26 protein-coding genes are annotated in these 24,576 nt (G+C 40.0%); 17 read left to right on the top strand and 9 right to left on the bottom strand.

The window, feature by feature from the left end; all coding sequences use genetic code 11:
* The first annotated feature begins 376 nt into the window (after positions 1–376).
* Complete coding sequence (locus GQR54_RS18695; RefSeq protein WP_346766099.1) at positions 377–820, top strand: transposase; 444 nt, start codon at positions 377–379, stop codon at positions 818–820.
* Positions 821–882: 62 nt separating this feature from the next.
* On the opposite strand, the gene tusA is transcribed toward GQR54_RS18695, so the two are convergent.
* The 3 genes from tusA to fadB form a co-directional block, all read right to left on the bottom strand.
* Complete coding sequence (tusA, locus tag GQR54_RS18690; protein ID WP_007377644.1) at positions 883–1,122, bottom strand: sulfurtransferase TusA; 240 nt, start codon at positions 1,120–1,122, stop codon at positions 883–885.
* A 292-nt stretch (positions 1,123–1,414) separates the two neighbouring features.
* On the bottom strand, positions 1,415–2,584 hold the full coding sequence (fadA, locus tag GQR54_RS18685; RefSeq protein WP_007584192.1) for an acetyl-CoA C-acyltransferase FadA: 1,170 nt from the start codon (positions 2,582–2,584) through the stop codon (positions 1,415–1,417).
* Between the two features lie 4 nt (positions 2,585–2,588).
* Complete coding sequence (fadB, locus tag GQR54_RS18680; protein ID WP_007584190.1) at positions 2,589–4,748, bottom strand: fatty acid oxidation complex subunit alpha FadB; 2,160 nt, start codon at positions 4,746–4,748, stop codon at positions 2,589–2,591.
* A gap of 192 nt (positions 4,749–4,940) precedes the next feature.
* Between fadB and GQR54_RS18675 the strand changes: the two genes are divergently transcribed.
* From GQR54_RS18675 to GQR54_RS18640, 8 genes are all read left to right on the top strand, one after another.
* Positions 4,941–6,827 carry a transglycosylase SLT domain-containing protein gene (locus GQR54_RS18675; RefSeq protein ID WP_166379521.1) on the top strand — a complete coding sequence of 629 codons (1,887 nt, stop codon included), beginning with the start codon at positions 4,941–4,943 and terminating at the stop codon, positions 6,825–6,827.
* Between the two features lie 149 nt (positions 6,828–6,976).
* Positions 6,977–8,299 (top strand): Xaa-Pro dipeptidase, encoded by a 1,323-nt coding sequence (pepQ, locus tag GQR54_RS18670; RefSeq protein WP_166379520.1) that lies wholly within the window; start codon positions 6,977–6,979, stop codon positions 8,297–8,299.
* Between the two features lie 88 nt (positions 8,300–8,387).
* Positions 8,388–9,002 carry a YigZ family protein gene (locus tag GQR54_RS18665; protein ID WP_008171987.1) on the top strand — a complete coding sequence of 205 codons (615 nt, stop codon included), beginning with the start codon at positions 8,388–8,390 and terminating at the stop codon, positions 9,000–9,002.
* 96 nt (positions 9,003–9,098) lie between these two features.
* Entirely contained in the window at positions 9,099–10,550 is a 1,452-nt protein-coding gene (locus tag GQR54_RS18660) for a TrkH family potassium uptake protein (protein WP_007584186.1), read from the top strand.
* 41 nt (positions 10,551–10,591) lie between these two features.
* A complete protein-coding gene (locus GQR54_RS18655) occupies positions 10,592–11,245 on the top strand; it encodes a flagellar brake protein (protein ID WP_166379519.1) in 654 nt (217 codons plus the stop codon).
* Positions 11,246–11,710: 465 nt separating this feature from the next.
* Positions 11,711–11,923 (top strand): EF-hand domain-containing protein, encoded by a 213-nt coding sequence (locus GQR54_RS18650; protein ID WP_004335175.1) that lies wholly within the window; start codon positions 11,711–11,713, stop codon positions 11,921–11,923.
* A gap of 139 nt (positions 11,924–12,062) precedes the next feature.
* Entirely contained in the window at positions 12,063–12,275 is a 213-nt protein-coding gene (locus tag GQR54_RS18645) for a calmodulin (protein WP_004335174.1), read from the top strand.
* 91 nt (positions 12,276–12,366) lie between these two features.
* On the top strand, positions 12,367–12,582 hold the full coding sequence (locus GQR54_RS18640; protein ID WP_007584177.1) for an EF-hand domain-containing protein: 216 nt from the start codon (positions 12,367–12,369) through the stop codon (positions 12,580–12,582).
* A gap of 81 nt (positions 12,583–12,663) precedes the next feature.
* Here GQR54_RS18640 and trkA read toward each other — a convergent pair whose 3' ends face one another.
* The 4 genes from trkA to def form a co-directional block, all read right to left on the bottom strand.
* On the bottom strand, positions 12,664–14,040 hold the full coding sequence (gene trkA / locus GQR54_RS18635) for a Trk system potassium transporter TrkA (RefSeq protein ID WP_004335170.1): 1,377 nt from the start codon (positions 14,038–14,040) through the stop codon (positions 12,664–12,666).
* 86 nt (positions 14,041–14,126) lie between these two features.
* The gene (rsmB, locus tag GQR54_RS18630) at positions 14,127–15,422 is read right to left on the bottom strand and encodes a 16S rRNA (cytosine(967)-C(5))-methyltransferase RsmB (RefSeq protein ID WP_007584175.1); all 1,296 of its coding nucleotides are present in this window, start codon (positions 15,420–15,422) and stop codon (positions 14,127–14,129) included.
* A complete protein-coding gene (gene fmt, locus GQR54_RS18625) occupies positions 15,415–16,368 on the bottom strand; it encodes a methionyl-tRNA formyltransferase (protein ID WP_010555158.1) in 954 nt (317 codons plus the stop codon). Before fmt ends, rsmB begins: the two co-directional genes overlap by 8 nt.
* A gap of 24 nt (positions 16,369–16,392) precedes the next feature.
* The gene (gene def / locus GQR54_RS18620; RefSeq protein WP_007584168.1) at positions 16,393–16,896 is read right to left on the bottom strand and encodes a peptide deformylase; all 504 of its coding nucleotides are present in this window, start codon (positions 16,894–16,896) and stop codon (positions 16,393–16,395) included.
* 118 nt (positions 16,897–17,014) lie between these two features.
* Between def and GQR54_RS18615 the strand changes: the two genes are divergently transcribed.
* The 6 genes from GQR54_RS18615 (at position 17,015) to hemF (ending at position 21,953) form a co-directional block, all read left to right on the top strand.
* Positions 17,015–18,133, top strand: coding sequence for a LysM peptidoglycan-binding domain-containing protein (locus GQR54_RS18615; RefSeq protein WP_166379518.1), 1,119 nt, complete (start codon positions 17,015–17,017; stop codon positions 18,131–18,133).
* 31 nt (positions 18,134–18,164) lie between these two features.
* The gene (gene dprA / locus GQR54_RS18610) at positions 18,165–19,256 is read left to right on the top strand and encodes a DNA-processing protein DprA (protein WP_024607304.1); all 1,092 of its coding nucleotides are present in this window, start codon (positions 18,165–18,167) and stop codon (positions 19,254–19,256) included.
* Between the two features lies 1 nt (position 19,257).
* Positions 19,258–19,731: a DUF494 family protein gene (locus GQR54_RS18605; protein ID WP_166379517.1), complete on the top strand. Its 474-nt coding sequence runs from the start codon at positions 19,258–19,260 to the stop codon at positions 19,729–19,731.
* Positions 19,732–19,845: 114 nt separating this feature from the next.
* Complete coding sequence (locus GQR54_RS18600; protein ID WP_010555162.1) at positions 19,846–20,421, top strand: topoisomerase DNA-binding C4 zinc finger domain-containing protein; 576 nt, start codon at positions 19,846–19,848, stop codon at positions 20,419–20,421.
* A gap of 25 nt (positions 20,422–20,446) precedes the next feature.
* The gene (locus GQR54_RS18595) at positions 20,447–21,010 is read left to right on the top strand and encodes an L-threonylcarbamoyladenylate synthase (protein ID WP_010555163.1); all 564 of its coding nucleotides are present in this window, start codon (positions 20,447–20,449) and stop codon (positions 21,008–21,010) included.
* A 1-nt stretch (position 21,011) separates the two neighbouring features.
* Entirely contained in the window at positions 21,012–21,953 is a 942-nt protein-coding gene (hemF, locus tag GQR54_RS18590; RefSeq protein ID WP_166379516.1) for an oxygen-dependent coproporphyrinogen oxidase, read from the top strand.
* 72 nt (positions 21,954–22,025) lie between these two features.
* Here the strand turns inward: hemF and GQR54_RS18585 are convergent, their stop codons facing one another.
* A complete protein-coding gene (locus GQR54_RS18585; RefSeq protein WP_166379515.1) occupies positions 22,026–22,463 on the bottom strand; it encodes a group II truncated hemoglobin in 438 nt (145 codons plus the stop codon).
* Between the two features lie 53 nt (positions 22,464–22,516).
* Here GQR54_RS18585 and aroE point away from each other — a divergent pair, with 53 nt between their 5' ends.
* Together aroE and GQR54_RS18575 are read left to right on the top strand one after the other, a co-directional pair.
* A complete protein-coding gene (aroE, locus tag GQR54_RS18580) occupies positions 22,517–23,341 on the top strand; it encodes a shikimate dehydrogenase (RefSeq protein ID WP_166379514.1) in 825 nt (274 codons plus the stop codon).
* Positions 23,338–23,592 carry a DUF1488 family protein gene (locus tag GQR54_RS18575; RefSeq protein WP_007584142.1) on the top strand — a complete coding sequence of 85 codons (255 nt, stop codon included), beginning with the start codon at positions 23,338–23,340 and terminating at the stop codon, positions 23,590–23,592. The genes aroE and GQR54_RS18575 overlap by 4 nt, the downstream gene beginning before the upstream one ends.
* Here the strand turns inward: GQR54_RS18575 and GQR54_RS18570 are convergent.
* Positions 23,584–24,129 carry a gamma carbonic anhydrase family protein gene (locus GQR54_RS18570; RefSeq protein ID WP_101216917.1) on the bottom strand — a complete coding sequence of 182 codons (546 nt, stop codon included), beginning with the start codon at positions 24,127–24,129 and terminating at the stop codon, positions 23,584–23,586. The genes GQR54_RS18575 and GQR54_RS18570 overlap by 9 nt on opposite strands.
* Between the last annotated feature and the right edge of the window lie 447 nt (positions 24,130–24,576).

Here is a 24,576-nt window from a genome sequence, read left to right as displayed (position 1 = left end):
CTGGTTGGGTACGAGCTCACTGTCTTCCCGATGTGACAAGTGCTAGCTAAACACTCATCAAGAAGAGATACAAGGTTGGGTAGAGTGAAGCGAAACCCAACATGTGTGACGAATAAAGCTATTTTGGTGGTTATTAAATAGGTTGGGTTTCGTAAAACTCAACCCAACCTATGCAAGAAACAAGTTTTATAAGTATGCAACAATGTCGTGGATAAGTTTGACTTAAACTTGCCTTGATTATAATTAACAAAACTAATCTATACTCCTATTTATCTGTTTATTTTATAGGTAAAAATATGCGTTATAAACGTATGCTAGAGGCGGGCGCATGTTATTTTTTACGGTAAATTTGGAAGATAGATCTCAGCCTTTGCTCGTGGAAAATATAGAGTTATTACGTCGTGTATATTCAAAGGTGGCAAAAAAGCATCCAATAAAGACGATTGCAATCGTTATCATGCCCGATCACCTTCATGTTATTTGGCAATTACCAAAAGATGATAATAATTACGCAATGCGTTGGCGGCTAATAAAATCAGGCTTTTCTCGAGAGCTGCCAGCAACAGAATTTTGTAATAAAAGTCGAATAGCGAAGGGAGAGCGCGGGATTTGGCAGCGTCGTTATTGGGAACATAAAATTAGAGATGAAGAAGACTTAAATAACCATATTAATTATATCCACTACAACCCTGTGAAACATAAATATGTTTCTAAAGTCAGTAATTGGCCTTTTTCGAGTTTTCATCGATATGTCAAAGATTCAAAATTACCGAGTAACTGGGGGAGTGATAATAAGTTAAACGATATATACGATGAGTGAAATTATTTCGATTATTATAAGATACGTTGGGTTTCGTAAAACTCAACCCAACCTACATCAGTTTATAAACCTTTCTTTACCACATACCTATACGGTGCTTCTTCTGCATCTTTAGCCACCAGCGTGTGATCCATAAACGTACAAAAGCTCGGGATGTCGCGAGTGGTTGATGGGTCATCAGCAGTTATTAATAACGTTTCACCATCACTCATTTTACGAATAGCGGCGCGTACCATCATTACTGGCTCTGGACAGCGCAGGCCTATGGCGTCTAATTGGTGATCGGGGTTATCAAAGCTCATAATAAATTGGCCTGTTTAATTAAAGTGATTGCTGTGTACGCGAGTGCTTAGGTATAGCAATTAATAAGTTTGGAAGTTTAACGCAATTTTATGTGTAATTTAACTATTTTACTTAATGCTTTTAGCTGTTTCAAAATACTTTATTTATAATACGCCCGATCACATAACTACGCAGTTACATACTTGCTTTATAAAGGTTGTTTTTACTTAATTGAAGCTAACAAAAAAGGCGAACTGAATAAAATCAGTCCGCCTTTTTAATCACCAAGATGGTTTTACATGTTTAAACTAATTAGTCTTGAACACGTTCAAATACAGTGGCAATGCCTTGGCCTAAACCAATACACATAGTTGCTAAACCGTATCGTACATTTTTGTCTTCCATCAAGTGAATAAGCGATGTGCTAATACGCGAACCTGAACAACCCAGTGGGTGACCAAGTGCGATTGCGCCGCCATTTAAATTCACTTTTTCGTCAACAACATCCATTAACCCTAAATCTTTCATTACAGGTAATGATTGTGCTGCAAAGGCTTCGTTAAGCTCTACTACGCCTAAGTCATCAATTGTAATACCGGCTTGTGCAAGTGCTTTTTTACTTGCTGGTACTGGGCCGTAACCCATAATTGATGGATCGCAACCTGCGACTGCCATTGCTTTAATACGAGCACGAATTGGTAAACCAAGTTCTTTTGCTTTTTCTTCGCTCATTACTAACATTGCAGATGCGCCGTCAGAAAGTGCAGAAGACGTACCGGCTGTTACAGTACCTGATGCAGGATTAAACACAGGGCGAAGCTTTGATAGGCCTTCTACTGTTGTTTCTGGACGAATTACTTCGTCGTCTTCAACTAATATAAGCGAACCATCTGCTGCATGACCTTCCATTGCTAAAATTTCGCGGCGGAAACGGCCTTCAACAGTTGCAGCTTGTGCACGTTGATGTGAGCGATAAGCAAATTCATCTTGTTGCTCACGGCTAATGCCATGAAGCGTTGCAAGGTATTCTGCTGTTAAGCCCATTGAGCCCGATGCTTGTGCAATCGTTGTTGCAAGGCCTGGGTGAAAGTCGTTGCCGTGAGTCATAGGTACGTGTCCCATGTGCTCAACACCACCAATTAGGTAAGTGTCGCCAGCGCCTGTCATTATTGCGCGTGCAGCGTCATGCAATGCTTGCATTGACGATCCACATAAACGGTTAACCGTTACAGCAGGTACGCTGTGTGGGATACCGGCAAGTAGTGCTGCGTTACGTGCTACGTTAAAGCCTTGCTCTAATGTTTGCTGTACACAACCCCAATAAATATCGTCAATTGATGCTGGATCAACTGCTGGGTTGCGATCTAGTAAGCCTTTCATTAAATGTGCGCTTAAGTCTTCAGCACGTTTATGTTTGAATACACCACTTTTAGAGCGACCCATTGGTGTGCGGATACAATCTACAATTACTGGATTATTCATGATATTAACCTTCCACCTTATAGAAAACACGACCTTCTTCGGCCCACTTGCGAGTTTGCTCAGATACTTGGTAAATCGCACCTAGGTGAGCGTATTTGTCTGCTGCTGCAACAAAGTTAGCTAAACCAGTTTGATCTAAGTAACGGAACGCGCCGCCTCTAAATGGAGGGAAACCAACACCGTAAACTAATGCCATATCTGCTTCTTGCGGCGAGGCAACTATGCCTTCTTGCAAACACAGTAGCACTTCGTTGATCATTGGAATCATACAACGGTCGATGATTTCTTGTTTATCAAATTCTTTTGGTGCGTCTGTAATTGGGCTTAGTAGCTCAACTGCTGTCTCGTCATGAGACTTTTTAAGACGACCGCGACGATCTGTTTCGTATTTGTAAAAACCGGCTTTGTTCTTTTGACCAAAACGTTTTTCGTTGGCAAAAATAGTCACTGGGTCTTTATCAGCACGCGCCATACGCTCAGGGAAACCGTCAGCCATTACGCCAGTACAATGGAATGCTGTATCAATACCTACAACATCAAGTAAGTAAGCCGGACCCATAGGCCAGCCAAATACGTTTTCCATTACTTTATCTACTTTTGCAAAGTTAGCGCCTTCAACCACTAATTTGCTAAAACCTGCAAAGTAAGGGAATAAAACACGGTTTACAAAAAAGCCTGGGCAATCGTTAACAACAATTGGCGATTTACCTAATTTAAGTGCGTAATCAACTACTGCATTAATTGTTTTATCTGAGGTTTTTGCGCCACGGATAATTTCTACTAATGGCATTTTTGGCACAGGGTTGAAAAAGTGCATACCACAGAAGTTTTCTGGCTTATCTAGCGCTTGTGCTAGTAAATCAATACAAATAGTTGATGTGTTTGAAGTAAGTACCGTGCCTTCTGGCATGGTCTTTTCAAGATCAGCGAGTACTGCTTGCTTAACTTTAGGGTTTTCTACAACGGCTTCAACAATAATGTTGGCACTTTGTAGGTCTGACGCGTTAAGTGTTGGCTTAATTTTGCTAAGTGTTGCCAACATTTTTTCCATTGGCATGTGGCCACGCTTAACTTTTGCACCTAATAACTTAGACGCTTCACCCATACCTAAATCAAGCGCATCTTGTTGGATGTCTTTCATTATAATAGGTGTGCCTTTATAAGCAGACTGGTATGCAATACCGCCACCCATAATACCAGCCCCTAATACAGCGGCTTGTTTAATTTCTACATCGCTTTGTTTAGCAAATTTACGTGCTTTACCTTTAATGTATTGGTCAGCTAGGAATATACCTGTCTGTGCAGCTGCTTCTGGTGTACGTGCTAATTTAGCAAAGTTAGCATTTTCGATTGCCATTGCTTCATCGCGAGTACAGTTTGCCGCTGCTTTAATAGTACGTACAGCCATAACCGGTGCAGGATAGTGGCCTTTGGTTTTACCCATTACCATACCTTCTGCCATAGCAAAGCTCATGCCTTGCTCAACACGGTTTAATTTAAGTGGCTGTAGTTTTACGTTACGTTTTGCTTGCCAATCTAGCTTGCCAGCAATCGCCAGCTCAAGTGTTGATACACTTGACTCTAAAAGTTTGTCAGCACTAACTACCGCGTCAAACGCACCTACTTTAAGGGCATCTGCTGCGCGGTTTTCTGCGCCTGAGGTAATCCACATCATCGCGTTATCGGCGCCAATGATACGTGGTAAGCGCACTGTGCCACCAAAACCAGGCATTATGCCAAGTTTAACTTCTGGTAAGCCCATTTTAGCTGTTTCGCTTGCCACGCGATAATCGGTAGCAAGTGCCCACTCACAACCACCGCCAAGTGCCATACCGTTTATAGCGCTTAGAGTTGGGAATGGTAAATCTTCGATTGCATCAAAAACGTCGGTTGCGTTTTTGATCCACACTACTAATTCTTCTTCAGGTTTAGTAAATGTAGGTAAAAATTCGAAGATATCGGCACCAATAATAAAGTGGTCTTTATCACTGGTAAAAATCATGCCTTTGATATCAGTATTGGCAGCTAATTCTTTTAATGCTGCTGCGCAATCTGAAAGAGTTTTTTGAGATAATGTGTTTACAGAACCTGCAACACAAAACTTAAACTCGGCGATGTTTTCCTTTAGGAAGCTAACTTCAAAGGAATCGCTTTTATATAACATTATTATTCTCCCTAGTTGACGAACTAAGACTGGTACGATGAGTTTGCATTTCAATCAGTGTGCTTGCTTTAAATTAAAAATGCAACGAAAAATTTAACTCGGTTACAATCGACTGGTTAAAATATAGCTGGTTTGGTGCTAAGGTGGTTGAAAAGTTTTTATTCACTACTTTAATTTTTATTAAAGGACATTATGAAAAAATATTTACTAAGTGTTGCGGCAGCTGCATTCATTTTCCCTCTTCACTCTGCCGAGGCAAGTATCGATAACGATGCCTTTTTAGATGCCGAAAAAAAAGTAAGGTACGGAAGTTACCAAGACTTTAAACAAGCGGTTAGTAACCTAAATCATCCGTTAAAACCGTATGTTGAAAAAACATATTGGCAACGTCACCCGAGTATTAAGCATCAGGCAGAGATAGAAGACTATTTAAATATATATCAGCATACACCGCTTGAGTGGCCTGTGCGCAAAGCGTGGTTGGAGTATTTAAAAGAGAACAATGAAAAAGCGGCGTACATACGCAACTACCGTGAAACTTCTAATACTGGGCTTACCTGTACTTATTTAGATTTTCAGCTCGACTTGGGCGCGCCTGAAAAGGCGATTCTAAATCAGGTGACCGACTTATGGGCCGTTGGTAAATCGCAACCTAATGGCTGTGATAGTTTGTTTTCTACGTGGCGTAAAAAAGGCTACATGAAAGAAGAAACGGTTTGGAAGCGTGTAACACTTGCTGCACAAGGCGGGACGCAAAGCTTATTACCTTACTTAAAAACTTTATTGCCAAGTAAGGATCGTTACTTAGCTGACTTATATTTAAAAGTGCGAAAAGATCCAAGCACGGCAGCTGGATTATATCGATATAAAAATAAGTCGGCTAAAGAAGGCCAAATAGCAATTTATGGTGTTAAACGCTTGGTTTGGCGCGATAAAGAGCTTGCTTTAAAAGCATGGGAAAAACTAGAAAAAATATTTAAGTATAGTGATGAAGATAAAGCTGACGTGTATTACACCTTTGCGTTGTCACTTGCTTCAAGCGGGCATAAGCAAGCGAGCTTTTGGCTAAATAAAGTGCCGAAAGAGCGATTAGACAGCAAGCTTATTCAATGGCAACTGGGCAATATGCTCAAAACCCGAGATTGGGAAGGGATTGCTGCGTTTTTTACAGGAAAAGAGGATTTAAGCCTTGGCCAGCAATATTGGTTAGCTTATAGCTATGCACAACGTGGCGAGCAACAAAAAGCAGACGATATTTGGAAAAAAGTAGCGGCTAATCGTGATTATTACGGCTTTTTAGCAGCAGCACGTTTAGGTTTGCCCGTTGATTTAAATAATCAACCTTTAGCAGTCGATAAGGTGCTTGTAGATAAAGTAAGTAATGCACCTGGCTTTAAGCGTGCAAAAGCACTTTATGATATTGAGCGCTTTACGTCGGCGCGCCGTGAGTGGAATTATTTAACGGATACGTCTAGCGATGAAGAAAAGCTAGCAGCATCACAACTATCTACCGATTTAGGTTGGCACGACAGTACTATTTTTACTTTAGCAAAAATTAAAGCGTGGGATAACGTAGAGCAACGTTTTCCGTTTGCGTTTCAAGATGTTTTTGAGCGCTACAGTAAACGTAGCAAGATAGATGTTGCCTGGAGTATTGCTATTGCAAGGCGCGAAAGCTCTTTTGCGCCAGATGCACGCTCGCATGCTAATGCACGTGGTTTAATGCAGTTATTACCTAGTACTGCTGAGTATGTAAATAAAGGTAGTGTGACAAGTAGTCGTTTATATCAACCTAAAACAAATATTAGGTTAGGTACTAGTTACTTACAGTACTTAAAAAAGAAAAACCATGGCAATGAGGTGCTGGCAACAGCTTCTTATAATGCGGGTTATCACCGTATAAAGCGTTGGTTACCTGATGACGCTATTCCGGCTGAGTTATGGGTAGAGCTTATTCCGTATCGCGAAACCCGTGATTACGTAAAAAATGTATTTGCGTACAGACAGGTTTACCATACAAGAATGGGCCGAGAAGGTAATGTATTAGCGCCGCTACTCGAAATGAAAATGGGCGGTTGAATATATGATACCAATCGACCAATAACTTAACACGATAGGTATAGGTATTAATAAGGGGGATGTTTACATGTTAAATATCCCCCTTTTTTGAGCGCTTAGTGTTTAAGTGGTAGACTCAGAGCAAGTTAAATTTAACAGATGGATTAACAATGGATAAATTAGCCGTTTTATACGCCGAACATATTGCAACACTGCAACAGCGTACTCGTACAATTTGTAATAGCGAAGGGTTAGAAGGATTAGTAATTCATTCAGGCCAAGCTAAGCGCCAGTTTTTAGATGATATGTATTATCCATTTAAAGTTAATCCACAGTTTAAAGCGTGGTTACCGGTTATTGATAATCCTCATTGCTGGATTGTGGTAAATGGCAGTGACAAACCAAAACTAATATTTTATCGCCCGGTAGATTTTTGGCATAAAGTGCCAGACGAGCCTCGTGACTTTTGGGCTGAGTACTTTGATATAGAGCTATTACTTCAGCCTGATCAAGTTGAAAAGTTATTACCATACGACAAAGCTAAATACGCTTACATGGGCGAATATATTGAAGTAGCGCAAGCACTTGGTTTTAGTATTATGAACCCTGAGCCTGTACTTAACTATTTTCATTACCACCGCGCTTATAAAACGCAGTACGAACTTGAATGTTTACGCAACGCTAACCGCATTGCAGTAGATGGGCATAAAGCTGCACGCGACACATTCTTTAATGGTGGTAGCGAGTTCGATATTCAGCAAGCGTACTTAATGGCAACACGTCAAAGCGAAAATGAAATGCCGTACGGCAACATTGTTGCGCTTAACGAAAACTGCGCTATTTTGCACTACACGCACTTTGATCCAAAAGCGCCACACACTCATAACTCATTTTTAATTGATGCTGGTGCAAACTTTAATGGTTATGCTGCTGATATTACTCGTACGTATGATTTTAAAAAGCAGGGTGAGTTTGCTGAGCTTGTACAAGCTATGACAGTTCAACAAATAGAGTTAGGTAAAGGTTTAAAGCCGGGTATGCTTTATGGTGATTTACACGTTGAATGCCATAACCGTATCGCACAAATACTCAGTGACTTTAAAATTGTTAACCTACCAGCGACAGAAATTGTTGAGCGTAAAATTACCTCTACTTTCTTCCCACATGGACTAGGGCATCATCTTGGTTTACAAGTGCATGATATGGGTGGTTTTATGAGTGACGAAAAGGGCGCACATCAGCCATCGCCTGAAGGGCATCCGTTCTTGCGTTGTACTCGCCTGATTGAAAAAAACCAAGTATTTACCATTGAGCCAGGCTTATATTTTATTGATTCACTGCTTGGTGATTTAGCGCAAACCGATAATAAGCAATTTATTAATTGGGAAAAGGTTGAGTCATTTAAACCATTTGGCGGTATTCGTATTGAAGATAACATTATTGTTCACGAAGATAGCTTAGAAAATATGACTCGAGATTTAGCGCTCGATTAATTCTAGTTAACACTAATTAGTTTATACACGTTAAAATACGTACATTATTTAAAGGGGCCTTTTGGCCCCCTTTTTACAAGTTTAAAATATGTCTGAATATAAATATCCCGCTACTGACGTTTTTCATCAAGAAGAAATTAAAAAAAGTACGTTTATAGTTCACATTGCACATACCCCCGATTTAAATTCAGCTAAAGCATTTATTAAAAGCATTGAAGAAAAGTATAGCGATGCGCGTCATAACTGCTGGGCACATGTGGCAGGCAACCCCGGTGGCAGCCATGTTTATGGTTTTTCGGACGATGGTGAACCAAATGGCACCGCAGGAAAACCTATGTTAAATGTGCTGGTGGGTTCAGGCCTTGGCGAAATCACAGCTGTAGTCACACGTTACTTTGGCGGAATAAAATTAGGCACGGGCGGATTAGTACGTGCTTATGGTGGCTCATTAAATAATGCATTAGTAAAATTGCAAACGGTACTTAAAGTTCCCAGTGTTGAAATTACAGGGAGTAGCGAGTACAGCATGCAAGGTGCGATTGAGCAGTTATTAAAAACAAAGTATCAAGTGCTTAATATTGATAAGCAATTTACTGCTAATATTGAATGGGTGATTACAATAGATAGCCGCGAAGCTCAGCAAGCAATCAAAGATATTTTTGATTTAAGTCACGGCGCAGTTGAGTTAACTATTAAAGAGTAATAACCTACACAAATTGCATGTAATGCATACTGACCCTATTTAATTTGGCTGATACTACTCAGCCTGAATTTACTAATAATAAAAGCGACAAGCTAAATGCAATTTCGTACCATCATAAAAATTCTTGGCCAACTTGTTGCGCTGTTTAGTATTACCATGGTGCCTCCGGCACTGGTGTCTTTAATATATAAAGACGGTGGTGGTGTTCCTTTTGTTTTAGCATTTATCTTTAGTGTTGTTATTGGCATGATGGCTTATTACCCAAACCGCCATGAAAACGGTGACTTAAAAGCGCGTGAAGGCTTTTTAATTGTTGTTTTGTTTTGGCTGGTACTTGGGGCGTTTGCGTCCTTGCCGCTTATATTTTTACAAGAACCTAATTTATCGCTCGCCGATGCGGTGTTTGAAGCATTCTCTGGCTTAACAACCACCGGCGCTACAGTACTTACTGGTATTGAGTATTTACCCAAATCGGTGTTGTTTTATCGCCAGCAACTCCAGTGGTTTGGTGGTATGGGTATAATCGTACTCGCTGTCGCTATACTACCTATGCTTGGTGTTGGTGGTATGCAGTTATATCGTGCAGAAATACCTGGGCCTGTAAAAGATTCTAAAATGACCCCGCGAATTGCCGATACAGCAAAGCACCTTTGGTATATTTATGTGTCGCTGACTATTGCTTGTATGCTGGCTTATTGGGCAGCAGGTATGGAGTGGTTTGATGCGATATGTCATGCATTCTCAACGGTGGCGATAGGTGGTTTTTCTACTTACGATGCTTCCATGGGGCACTTTGACAGCCCTGTAATTAACTTTATTTGTGTGTTCTTTTTAATTATTGCCGCTGTTAACTTCTCCCTGCATTACGCCGCAGTAGCTAGTCGTAACATACAAGTTTATATTCGAGACCCTGAGTTTAAGGTGTTTTTGTGTATTCAATTAGCGCTGGTGGTTATTTGTTTTACCGTACTTTCCTCTAATGAAATATTTGCAAATGGCGATGAAACCCTCGATCAGGCATTATTTCAAGCTGTTTCAATGAGTACAACAGCTGGCTTTGCTACTGATAACTTTTCAACATGGCCTTTGTTTTTACCTATTTTACTTATATTTTCGAGCTTTATTGGTGGCTGTGCAGGCTCTACCGGTGGTGGTATGAAAGTAGTGCGCGTGTTCTTACTTTACTTACAGGGGGTGCGTGAGCTCAATCGTTTAGTGCACCCACGAGCTATATATTCAATCAAGCTGGGTCGAAAGGCGCTGCCAGACAAAGTAGTAGAAGCCGTGTGGGGGTTTTTCTCTGCGTATGCGTTGGTATTTATTATTATTATGTTAGCGCTTATGGGCACGGGTATGGATAACATAACGGCGTTCTCAGCCACTGCGGCTTGTTTAAATAACTTAGGGCCTGGGTTAGGGGATGTAGCGTCGCATTATGGGGCTATAACCGATGGTGCTAAATGGTTGCTTACCATTGCAATGGTGTTTGGTCGTTTAGAAATATTTACTTTATTAGTGCTATTTACGCCTACTTTTTGGCGTGGATAAAACTTATAACCTAATCTTTACTAATATCTTGGAGGAAACATATGTTAGTAACAAATTTAGATAAACTGCATAAGTTAGTTAGCGGCAGTATGGTAGATTTGGAAATTCTCACTCCAACAGATAGTAAACGCTTAAAAACAGAGTTTATTGGCTTGCTAGATGATAAGTTTATTATTTTAAACTATCCAAACGCCAAACGATTAGTTAAAGCCGGTGATTATTTGAATGATGGGGTTTCCGTTATTGTAAGGGCGTTAATTGGAGGACAAGTTATTGCATTTCGGCAGCAAATTATGTCAATAGCGTTTCACCCGACAAAGCTAATATTTATTCATTTCCCCAAGCAAGTGCAGCTATTTGCGCTACGCTCGCAAACGCGTATACCTACCTTATTACCCGCAAAACTAAAACTAAGTGACGACAGAGTACTTGAAGGCATTATTAAAGATATTTCGCTCACTGGTATAATGTTTGATGTTAGAGGCGCTCAGCAGGATGAAAACCTGAAAGATATGCAATGCACTGTAATACTCAACAGTCGTGATAAAGATTTTGAGGGTGAAATCTGCAGTGTTAAAGAGCATGCCGCAGGCGTGCACTGTGGAATTAAGCTACTAGCAAGCGAGGATGAAATGAAAGCCTTTATGAAAGAGCATTTTATAGACCCTTCTGCGCTTGAGCCCACCGTTGAATAAATAGGTTTTCGCTTATTTGCAACAAAAAGGCATTTTACGTCAGTATTTATAAAATGTTTTTTTTCTCTTCCATAATTAAAATTATTATTTAAATAAAACAACTGATTACGTATTATTTTTTACAGATTATTTTTTGTTATTAAAGCTACCTCATTAAAATTTACCTCAATTATTGTTTAAAATCCCTCTTTTTAAAACCATACATTTAAAGATGTATCTTTTTATATAAACATAACTATATGTTTTTAATGGTTTTAATGTAAACCCTTTAAAACGTGTTGCTAAAGGGCAACAATAATTATTCTAAAAACGCCTTCTTGTTGTACGTTTTGAATTTAACTTATTGAAAATTATTAACTTTTAAATGTTGGCATCTAAGTTGTAATAGTCTAAGTGTACTGAACGAAATCGTGATTCAAAGTGAAATACTTAATCGCACACACATAAATTTGAAGGATACATATTATGAAAAGCATTAATAAAACTTTAGCACTTATCGCTATTGCATCTTCTTCAGCCGCTTTTGCTGCAACAGATTTTGACACACTGGATGTAGACGGCAGTGGCACAATTAGCCAAGCAGAAGCATCAGTAGATGCAAAGCTAATGAGCATGTTTTCTGAGCTTGATACTGACCAAAATGGTGAGTTATCAAAAGAAGAATTTTCAGAAGCTTAATTGAAAAGTATTTATCCTGAGTTGCCAAAGACACCTAAGTAGGCAAGGGAGCTTACGAAAGAGGATAACAAGGAAGTGAAAAATTACGTTTTAAGTTAAACGAAGCAATTTTTTTGATAGAACATTGAAGGATTAAGTTATGAAACATTTAAATAAAGCATTAGCACTTATAGTACTAGCATCTTCTTCCGCTGCATTTGCAGCATCAGATTTTGACAGCCTTGATATCGATGGTAGCGGCACAATTAGCCCAAGCGAAGCGGCAGTCGATACAGATTTAATGGCTGAATTTATTGAGCTAGATACCGACGGTAGCGGCGAGCTTTCTAAAGAAGAATTCGCTAATTACTAATTACTAATTACTAATTAATCTTTTCAGATTAAACATTTTTCACAGTCAGGGATCTTTGAAAAGGACTTCCCATATTACTAGGAATATTATTATGAAAACATTAAATACAACACTTGCAGTTATCGTTTTAGCATCTTCATCAGCAGCATATGCCGCAGTAGATTTTGCCTCTTTTGATGCAGATGGTAACGGTGCTATTACAATGGAAGAAGCAAAGGTTAACCCTCAGCTTGTAAAGATTTTTGATGATTTGGATACTGATGGTAATGGTGAAATCTCTAAAGAAGAGTTTTCAAAAGTACAGTAATCAATATTTAAGCATACTCCATTAAAGCCGCCTTAGTCAGCGGCTTTTTTGTGTATTAAATTAACTAATTAGAGTAACTAGTTAAAGGAATATAGCACTTACTTGGAATAGTTTTTCTACAACGGTAATGTGTTTTTTGTCGATTAAAAACATGATGACATGATCGCCCGACATAATAATTGTATCATCGTGAGCTATCAACACATCGTCATTACGTACTATCGCCCCAATGGTTGTACCTGCAGGAAGTTTTATGTCGGCAATCGCACGACCAACCACTTTAGATGTGTTTTCATCACCATGAGCAACCGCTTCAATGGCTTCCGCTGCGCCTTTACGCAGTGAATACACGTTAACAATATCACCACGGCGTACGTGCGTTAATAACGCTGATATAGTTGCTTGTTGTGGCGATATGGCAATATCTATTTCGCCGCCTTGTACCAAATCAACGTAAGCTCCACGTTGAATAAGTACCATGGTTTTTTGTGCGCCCATACGTTTTGCAAGCATGGCCGACATAATGTTTGCTTCATCGTCGTTGGTTACGGCAATAAATACATCGACTTGTTCAATATGCTCTTCTGAGAGCAGTTCTTGATCAGATGCGTCACCACAAAAAACGACCGTGTTATCGAGCATTTCTGAGAGTTGCTCGGCACGTTCTTTACTGCGTTCAATTAGTTTAACGGTGTGGTTTTTTTCAAGTGAGCGGGCAAGGCCTGCCCCAATGTTACCGCCACCAGCTATCATAATTTTTTTGTACGAACGCTCAAGTTTTTGTAGCTCGTTCATTACTGCGCGTATATGTTTTGTAGCGGCAATAAAGAATACTTCGTCATCGGCTTCAATAACGGTGGTACCCAATGGTTTTATTGCTTTACCTTGACGATAAATAGCGGCAACACGAGTTTCTACATTAGGGATGTGTTCTTTAAGTGCAGATAACGCATAACCTACTAATAAACCCCCATAGTAAGCTTTTACGGCCACTAACGAGAGCATACCATCGGCAAACTGCAATACTTGCAGAGCACCAGGGTAGTCAATTAGACGGCGAATATACTTAGTGACCAGTGCTTCGGGAGCAATGTAATGATCGATTGGTAAATCATCGTTTTGAAATAGTTTTTCGCGGTATTTTAAATATTGCTCTGAGCGAATGCGGGCAATTTTAGTGGGCGTTTTAAAAATACTGTACGCCACTTGGCATGCAACCATGTTCACTTCATCTGAACTGGTTACCGCTATAATCATATCGGCATCTTCAGCGCCTGCACGGCGTAATACATCAGGGTGCGCGCTGTGGCCCATAACCCCTTGTAAGTCGTATTTATCTTGAAGTTCACGTAATCGGTTACCGTCTATATCAACAACGGTAATTTCGTTTTGTTCGCCAACTAAGTTTTCAGCAAGCGTAGCACCAACTTGCCCGGCACCGAGTATAATTATTTTCATTATTTACCCGTGGTATTGATCATAATTTAATTAAAAAAATAGCCATTTAATGTTTCATAAATGGCTAACTATTTAGTGTACGGCTATTAGGCTTTTTTAACTAGCTTAGCGTAATAAAATCCATCACTTTCACCGGGCAGTAACTGCAAACCTGGAGTTGTTACGGTATCATTTTCGTGTAGAGGTATATGTTCTACATCATCGTTATTAGCTAAAAACTTAGCAACTTGCTGTTGGTTTTCTTGTGGAAGAACCGAACACGTAGCATATACCAATGTGCCACCTGGTTTTAACAGTGGCCAAATGCTATCAAGAATATCGTTTTGTAACTTAGATAAGTCTTCGATATCTGATGCGCGACGTAACCATTTTATATCAGGGTGACGGCGAATTACGCCAGTGGCTGAACAAGGCACATCAAGCAAAATACGATCAAATAATTTTTCGTCCCACCAAGTATGTGGTTGTGAGGCATCGCCACATTGAAGGTCTGCACCTAAGCCAATACGAGTTAAGTTTTGCTTAACGCGTTCAAGGCGAGTTGAGTCGCTATCAAGTGCAAGTACATCAGCATCAGCAAGCTCTAATATATGACACGTTTTTCCGCCAGGTGCTGCACAGGCATCTAAAATATAGTCATCTGCTTTAGGTTCTAAAAAGCGGGCTGCCAACTGTGCTGCAGCATCTTGTACTGAACATGCACCTGTATCAAACTCAGGCAACGAAAATACATCACGTGGTTTGGCAAGCTTAATCCCATCAATAAAATCAGGGTTTAAGGTGTGTTCAATATCGTTAGCGCTAAGCATTTCGCTGTATTCTTGCGTGCTAAATTGTGCTTGATTTACACGAAGCCACATTGGTGCTTGTTGCTGGTTTTCTTCAAGTAGTGCTTCCCAACTATCTGGGTAGGCTGTTTGCACCTGTTTAATAAACCAATTTGGATGGTTATATAAACATACCGGAATAAGCTTCGCTTTTTCTTCAAGCTCTGCTTGTTGGCGCTGAAAACTACGTAAAATGGCGTTTATCAGCCCTTTTAATCCTAAAGCGCGTAGTTGAGCCAGTGCGTTTACAGTTTCTGAAATAGCAGCATGTGGTGGTACGCGCATATGCTGCAGCTGATAAATACCTACGTATAATAAAAACTGAAATATTCTACGTTTACCTTTTAATGGCTGCTCTACTAAGTGTTGGCAGTAATTTTCAAGGCTTGGTAAGTAGCGTAAAACGCCATAACAAATTTGCTGTAGCAACGCTTTATCTTTAGGCGGCAAGCCTTGGCTTGCAAATGGAAGTTCTTGATTAAGCGATGCGCCTTTATCAACTACGTTATATAAAGTTTCAGCGGCCAGCGCTCGTACGTTTGGAACATTACTCATTGTTTTCGCCTAATATTGTGCCAGGGGTAACCCAGTCACTACGACCATTTAAAAAGTCGTTAATTGCCATCGGTTTTTTACCTTGCGGCTGTAATTGCGTAATACATAAAGCGTGTTCGCCACACGCCACTACTACGCCATTTTTGTCGCTTGATAAAATTTGCCCAGGATCACCTGATTGCAGCACAACCTGCGCTTGATAAATCTTTACTGTTTGCCCACCCATTTGGGTAAAGCACACTGGCCATGGATTAAAAGAGCGAATGTTTCGCTCAATTTGCAGTGCACTCATTGACCAATCGATATTAGCTTCCTCTTTAGAAAGCTTTTTAGCGTAGTTAGCAAGTTCATCATTTTGAGGTTCAGGGGTGATCTCGCCATTCGCTAATTTATTAATGGTTTCAATTAACGCGTCTGGACCTAGCTCAGCAAGCTTTGTATATAAACTAGCGCTAGTTTCTGTCGTGCTAATAGGGCAGCGACTTATATGAAGCATATCGCCGGTATCTAGCCCTTCATCCATTTGCATTATTGTTACGCCGGTTTGTTCATCACCTGCCCAAATTGCGCGTTGAATAGGTGCAGCGCCGCGCCAGCGCGGTAATATAGAGCCATGCACATTTAAACAACCCAAACGTGGGGCTTCTAATATAGCTTTAGGTAAGATTAAGCCATACGCTACAACAATCATAATGTCGGCATTTAAGCTTGTTAGCTCTGCTAGTGCTTCATCATTTTTTAATGACTGTGGCTGAAAAACCGGTAAGTTGTGCTCAAGCGCTAGCGCTTTCACTTCACTGGCTTTTAATTTTTTACCACGACCTGCAGGGCGATCTGGCTGGCTATATACACCCACTATTTGGTGTTCGCTTTGTATCAGCGCTTGTAAATGACGTGCTGCAAAGTCCGGCGTACCGGCAAATATAATGCGTAATGGTTGAGTCACTGAGTTTTCCTAAGGTACTTATTACTAATCTGCAAATTTAGCTTCTTTTTCAAGCTTTTTACGAATACGTTGGCGCTTTAATGGAGATAAGTAATCAATGAACAGCTTACCTTGAAGGTGATCCAGTTCGTGTTGAATACAAATAGCCAGTAATTCATCTGCATCTAGTACAAACTCTTCACCGTTTTCGTTAAGTGCAGCGACTGTTACTGTTTCAGCGCGGTCTACTTTTGCATACGAGTTAGGTACTGATAAACAGCCTTCTTCGCTAACGGTAGAGCCGTCTTTTTTAATGATTTGTGGATTAATTAATACCAGTGGCTCATCGCGCTCTTCTGATACATCAATAACAACGATTCGTTGATGAATATCTACTTGCGTGGCCGCAAGTCCAATGCCATTTTCATCGTACATTGTCTCTAGCATGTCTTTTACAATTTGGCGTACTGTGTCGTCAACTTGTGCAACATCTTTTGCTATAGTACGTAAACGTTCATCTGGAAATCTTAAAACTTCTAACCTAGCCATAGTTACCTTTTTCACTTGTGCTTAATTTAGGGTATTGTATGCTCTTATTTTAGCCATTCGCGTTCACCTTTAACAGGTTTTGGGCAATAATAATGAAAAAACAATACAAGGAAGCTCAATGAAATCTCCATTACTTGCAATCATGCTTACGTTAAGTGCTGCGTTTCCCGCAGTAGCTGATGTGCTTAAAATAAAAAAAGATGCACCAAAACAGTATGTTGTAAAAAAAGGCGATACACTTTGGGATATTTCTGGCATCTATTTAGATGAGCCTTGGCTATGGCCTGAACTTTGGCAAATGAATCCACAAATTGACAACCCGCACCTAATTTACCCCGGTGATGCATTAGCGCTGATATACGATGCCGATGGAAACCCACGTTTAGTGATTAATAAAGGATATAGAAAGCTATCTCCTCAGGGTCGTATTACACCAAAAGGGCGTAATGCTATTACTACTTTGCCGCTTGAAATGATTAAACCTTATATCAGTTACGAGCAAGCAATGAACAGTGACGATATTAAAGGCAAACCTTATATTTTAGGTGCTAACGAAAATACTAAAACACAAACGTTAGGCCATATTTTATATGTTAAAGGCGACTTACAAGTACATAAAGCATATGCCATTTACCATAAAGGTGACCCTTACACCGATTTAACCGGTGAAGTGTTAGCAACACGTGCTTCTTATGTGGGTATAGCACGTGCATTCAGAACGGGTGATGAACACAATGGCGTACCGTCGTCGTTACGCGTTGAATCGGTTAAACGAGAAATTCAACAAGGTGATTTTTTAATACCAGCAATGGAAGGTCAAATGCTTCCTGCGTACTTTAATATACACCGTCCTTCTGAGCCTGTAACAGGTAATATTATTGCTTCCCCACGACAAGTTAGAGAATTCAGCACAATGGATGTTGTAGTGCTAAACTTAGGCAGTGAACAAAACATAGAAGCGGGTCATGTATTAGATCTAGAACGTCAATCGCCAACGGTTATTGATGGTCCTCGTGGCCCTCGTTACCCAGAAGATTCTAGTAAATACGAGAAGCTTTTATCTGATGCAAGCCAATTATTTGGTGATGAGTCTGACGAAGATAATACAACGTGGACTATGCCTAAAGAAAAAGTTGGTGAGCTAATTGTCTTTAAAGTGTATGACAAAATAAGTTATGCATTAATAACTAAAAACCAGCACCCAATTCGCATTGGAGATATTGCAGTTATTCATTAAGAAGTAGCGAGTCGGTGCTCTAGGAGTGAGCATGGATCAGTCATCTGGCAAGCTAGCCCACTGGCTTGCCTTTTATATGTGTAAAGGGCTGGGTATCAAAACCCTTTTAGCACTATCTACAAACTATTCCCTTGGGTCGTTATTCGACTTATCTCATGACAAGCTTTTACAGCTTGGATTAACCGCTAATCAAGCGAGTAATTTACTCAATACCAATTGGCAACAAGTCAGTCATTATGAGCAATTAATTACGCTGCACAACATTACGGTTGTCTGTATTTTTGATGCGCTTTATCCAGAAGATCTCCGACAGATTGCCAGTGCGCCTTTATTACTATTTTGTAGGGGAGATGTCTCGTTATTATCTACTCCACAAATTGCAATTGTAGGGAGTCGTAATGCCACACCTACCGGGCTTGAAATAGCATCAGAATTTGCATACGAGTTAACTTTAGCGGGTATTACAGTTACCTCAGGTATGGCACGGGGAATAGATGGAGCAGCACATAAGGGCTCTCTTGCTGGTACGGGTAAAACCATAGCGGTGCTTGGTACTGGGGTTGATATTTACTACCCTAAACGCCATAAACTATTAACAGACCAAGTTTTAGAAAGTGGCCTGTTGGTGAGTGAGTTTTTACCAGGGGCAGCTGCTCATGCGCATAACTTTCCGCGCCGAAATCGTATTATTTCTGGGTTATCGTTAGGAGTGCTTATTGTTGAGGCTGAAATTAAAAGTGGTTCGTTAATTACAGTACGCTATGCGCTTGAACAAAATAAAGAGGTATTTGCAGTACCGGGTTCTATTAAAAACCCGTTAGCGCAGGCAAGTCACTTTTTAATAAAGCAAGGTGCTAAGCTGGTAGAAAACGTGGCTGACATTCTTGATGAGGTGAGTTTTACTTACGACAATAATGTATGTAACAAAGAGCAGCCTATTCAGGCAAATTCTCAATGCGAGGTGTTAAATAGTATTGGCTTTGAAGTCACCAGCGTAGACGACATTGTACGTCGCGCACAGTGGCCAATAGACAAAGTGCTCGCTAGGTTGCTCGATTTAGAATTAGACGATCAGATTGAGCGAGTGTTAGATGGTTATATTAAGTTGAGCGCAGGGAGGTAATATGTTTGATATTCTTTTATATCTTTTTGAAAATTACATTCATAGCGAAGCGGATATATTTGCAGAGCAAAATGAATTAACCGATGAGCTACTGCGCGCGGGCTTTAATAAGCCTGAGATATTTAAAGCACTCGATTGGTTAGAGCAACTCGCCGATTTACAACACAGTGACGAGTCTCCTTATCTTATTACTAACCCTAAAGATGCTGTGCGTATATTTACCGATAGTGAATGCCAAAGGCTCAGTGCTGAGTGTCGTGGCTTTTTAATGTTTATTGAGCAAATAGGCGTAATTAACAATGTAACTCGTGAGATGGTAATGGACTGTTTAACCTCTCTCGATAAACCAACCATAAGCCTAGAAGATTTAAAATGGATTGTACTTATGATTTTGTTTAATGTTCCTGGCTCTGAAGAGGCATATGAGCAAATGGAAGATTTGATTTTTGATGAACCCAGCGAACTTCTTCATTAGAGATAATTATCTTAATTGTACTCAAATTACTTAAACGGATAAGCACGGCATTGCTTGTATCTTTAAGTGGTTTGGGTATATTAGGCGAAAATTCACTAACCTATTAGGATCACCATGAGTAAAATCGACCATTCGCTTTTCTCGGCGAACAAGCACGCCCTCGAAAAAGAATACGAGATATGCCCACAGTGTGGTTCAGAGTTAGTGATCCGCAATAGTAAATCAGGCCCTTTTTTAGGATGCGCAAGTTATCCCAAATGCGATTTTATTAGGCCGTTGGCACATCACGATAGTAACGAAATTAAAGTTCTTGAAGATTCAGCATGCCCGCAGTGCAGCAAACCGCTGGTGGTTAAAAATGGGCGCTACGGTATGTTTATTGGGTGTACGGGATATCCAGAGTGCCATTACATTGCTAACGAAAATGAAGAGAAACAAAGCGAAGACACTTTGCCAAGTTGCCCTAAATGCAAAAAAGGTCATTTAGTCGCGCGCAGTAATAAATTTGGTAAAGTATTTTATTCTTGTGATTGCTATCCAAGTTGTAAATACACACTTAATAATAAACCGGTTGAACACCCGTGTCCTGAATGTAACTGGCCCATAGTCATAGAGAGAAATATGGCAAACGGCACATTATTGCAATGCCCACAAAAAAGCTGCATGCATAAGCTCACCCCAACTGAATAACGTTTAATTATATCTGGAGACTACTTTGTCAGACCTTTCAAATACGCCCACTGCAATAACATGCTTAACGCAAGGCGAAGTTATTTTATACCCAACAGAAGCTGTATATGGTTTAGGTTGTGATCCAGATAATCAACAAGCCGTTGAGGCACTATTAGCTATTAAGCAGCGCCCGGTTGAAAAAGGACTTATTTTAATTGCTGATAACTACGGACAATTATTAAAATACGTAGATGATGCAAAAATACCAATGGATAAACGAGCTGATATTTTTTCGAGTTGGCCTGCTGCAATTACATGGGTTATGCCTGCATCTAAAAATACGCCTAAATGGCTCACAGGGCAGTTTGATACCATTGCAGTAAGAGTAACAAACCATCCAACAGTAAAACGTTTGTGCCAAGAGTTTGGTAAGCCACTAGTATCAACTAGTGCAAACTTAACCGGTCAAGAAACGGTAATTAGTATTGAGCAAGCTAAAGCGCAATTTGCAGAACAAGTTGGCTTTTACGTTGATGAGGCGTTAGGTGGTAATACTCAACCAAGCACAATAAAAGATGCCATGACTGGAAAAATATTTAGAGGTTAATATGCAAAGCGAATTATTAGATCAAGTAAAAGCATACTTTATGGCTTTGCAAGACACTATTTGCAAAGGTTTGGAGGCTGCAGATGGCAGTGCTAAATTTATAGAGGATAACTGGCAGCGAGCAGAAGGCGGTGGTGGTCGTACACGTGTAACCACAAATGGCGCTGTAATAGAGCAAGGCGGAGTTAATTACTCACACGTATTTGGCGCTTCAATGCCAGGCTCTGCAACAGCACACAGGCCAGAGCTTGCAGGGCGCAGCTTTCATGCGTGTGGTGTGTCGTTAGTTATTCATCCTAAAAACCCTCATGTACCAACAAGTCATGCCAATGTGCGCTTTTTTATAGCCGAAAAAGAAGGCGAAGAGCCAATATGGTGGTTTGGTGGCGGATTTGATCTCACTCCTTTTTATCCAGTATTAGAAGACGTACAGCATTGGCATCAAGTTGCTCACGACATTTGTGCGCCATTTGGTAGTGAAGTTTATCCAAAATACAAAACATGGTGCGACGAGTACTTTTATTTAAAGCACAGAGATGAGACTCGCGGAGTAGGCGGTTTGTTTTTTGACGATTTAAATGAACTTGGTTTTGAAAAGAGTTTTGCGTTTATGCAATCGGTGGGTAATGGCTTTTTAGATGCTTATTTACCTATTATTGAACGTCGCAAAAATGACGAATACACAGAACAACAACGTGATTTTCAGCTTTATCGTCGCGGACGTTACGTAGAGTTTAATTTAGTATGGGATAGAGGCACTTTATTTGGATTACAAAGTGGCGGGCGCACAGAGTCCATATTGATGTCTATGCCACCACTTGCACGCTGGGAATATAACTATAAACCAGAGCCAAGTAGCCCAGAAGCTAACCTATATCAGTATTACTTACGCCCGCAAGAGTGGCTAACTAGTCAACCAAGTGAGTTGATAGCCAGAGAATAGCAATTATAACAATTACACAGTAATCAAAAAGGCGCTAATTAGCGCCTTTTTGCATTGTGGCTAAATACAAATTTAATGCTGATTGATCATATGCGTTGCTAGTTGAGAGAATGATTGCTTTAAGCCTTTACGTAACAACGGATTGTCTATTTCTATATCCAGCGTTTTATTCATGCAGTACATCCATTGATCGCGCAATGCTTTATCTACAGTAAAAGGCATATGCCTTTTACGTAGCATTGGCTGGCCATGTTTTTCAGTAAATAGGTTTGGCCCGCCTAACCAACCAGATAAAAATTCAAAAAATACTTGGCGAATTCGATCTAATGGCAGAGGATGCATATCATATAACGGTTTAGCGTATTCATCTGACTCCATTATGTCGTAGAATCGATTGGAGATAGCTCGCGCCCCTTTCTCTCCACCTATTATTTCATACGGTGTTTTTTCAGGAGTAGGAGCCTGTTGCTCAGGAGCTGGCTTAGATTTAGAAAAAAGTCGTTTAATCATATTACTTATCATCGTTAATAGGCAGTATATAGCTGCAAAGAGGTTGCTTTAAAATGGACAAATATGCGGTTTTTGGAAATCCAATTAAACATTCAAAATCCCCCGCGATACATAAACAATTTGCTGTATCACTGGGTGAGCAAATCGACTATCGCGCAATATTAGCACCTATCGATAACTTTGAAAAAACAGTATTGTCTTTTTTTGAGCAAGGTGGTGTGGGTGCTAACGTTACAATGCCATTTAAAGAGCAAGCTTATGCAATGGCCGATGAGCTTACGCCATTAGCTAAAATTGTAGGGGCTATTAATACATTTAAAAAACGAGATGATGGCACATTACTCGGTGATAACACCGATGGTGTAGGCTTTGTAAATGATTTACTCGCTAATGAAGTAGCCATAACTAATAAACGCATTTTAATCATAGGTGCGGGGGGTGCTGCTCGAGGGGTTATTTTACCTTTGTTAGAGCATAACCCTCAGGAAATAATAATAGTTAATCGCACAGCACAAAAAGGCAAAGAACTCGCAGAGCTGTTTACTCAATATGGACCAGTATCTGGCTTTGGCTTTGATGATTTACCAGTAAGCGATTACTCACTAATTATAAACTCTACATCTAGCAGTATGAATAATGAGCTTCCAGCTCTTGATGAAAAACACATAACTAACTGTGAAGTCGCTTATGACATGTTTTATTCATTGCAAAATACCATTTTTATGAATTGGGTTGCACAGCATAATATTAACGCTAAGCTTTTAGATGGCAGTGGAATGTTAGTTGGTCAAGCTGCTCAAGCATATTATGTATGGCGTAACAAAATGCCAAAAATACTTCCCGTCGTTGATGCGCTCAAACAAGGAATGCTTAAATGAATCAGGCAATACAGTTTATAGATAGGCTAGAGTTTAGAGAGCCCGATCATCAGTTAGTTTTTTTTGCACAAGTTAGTGGCATGCTGGTGGAATGTATAATAGAAGTAAATACACTTAAATTAACAGACGAAAGTCACGCAACAGAATATTTTGAAAAGTATCGTTTTGATTACGAAGAACGTGCCGAGGAGCTTATCGAAGAAGAGAGCTATAACTCGGCAGGCCAAATTGAAGTAAGCTTATTAACTTAAGTTAGCGATTTCAGCTAAGTATTCATCTTTAAGTGATACATAGTTATCGGCAGATATTTTTAAGAAGGCAAGTTCTTGCTTTGTAAGAGGGCGGGCTTGCTTAGCTGGACTTCCAACATATAAGTAACCAGACTCTAAACGTTTGTTTGGTGGTACTAAAGAGCCGCCGCCAATAATAACATCATCTTCAACAACCACGTTATCCATAATAATAGCGCCCATACCTACAAGTATACGGTTTCCTAATACACATCCGTGCAGCATTACCTTATGACCAACTGTTACATCGTCACCTATAATAAGTGGGTAACCATCAGGATTGCTTTTAGTTGCGCGAGATAAATGCAATACACTGCCATCTTGTATATTTGTACGCTCACCAATACGTATATAGTTAACATCACCACGTGCAGCTACTAACGGCCACACACTACTATTATCACCTAAAGTAATGTTACCAACCAAAACCGATGACTCATCAATATAAACAGACGAATTAAATGAAGGAGTAACACCTTTATAAGAACGAATTGCCATAGTTAGTACCTTTTAGATCATGATTATTAGTATTTGAGTGTATCAGCAAGGTGATTTTTGTACCATACAGTGCACTGTTTGGTTACAAAACTATCAGTTTTAGGGGGTTTAGTTCAGATACTAACCGAACAGTATCTTTTTTTACTTTTTCTTTAAAAAAGTGCTTGCGTAAAAATATGATCTCCCTATAATGCGACCCCACTGAGACGGGAAACGCCAACGCATAGCGAGGCACAAACAACTCAGAGAGTTAAATAAAACTTCGGTTTTAAATCTTCTAAAAAGAAAGTTTAAAACTAAGTGTTGACTCGAAAAATAAAGGGTGTATTATTCGCATCCCTTGAGACGCTAAAGCGAATCAAAACGTTCTTTAACAATATAAAGCAATCATCTGTGTGGGCACTCGTACAGATTGAGTTCTAACAGCCAACCTACTTAGGTAGCGAG

Origin of the sequence: Pseudoalteromonas sp. Z9A4 (assembly GCF_011378845.1) — a bacterium.
GTDB classification, from domain to species: domain Bacteria; phylum Pseudomonadota; class Gammaproteobacteria; order Enterobacterales; family Alteromonadaceae; genus Pseudoalteromonas; species Pseudoalteromonas arctica.
The sequence above is the reverse complement of the archived record's forward strand: the minus strand, read 5'-3'. Positions and strand labels throughout refer to the sequence as shown.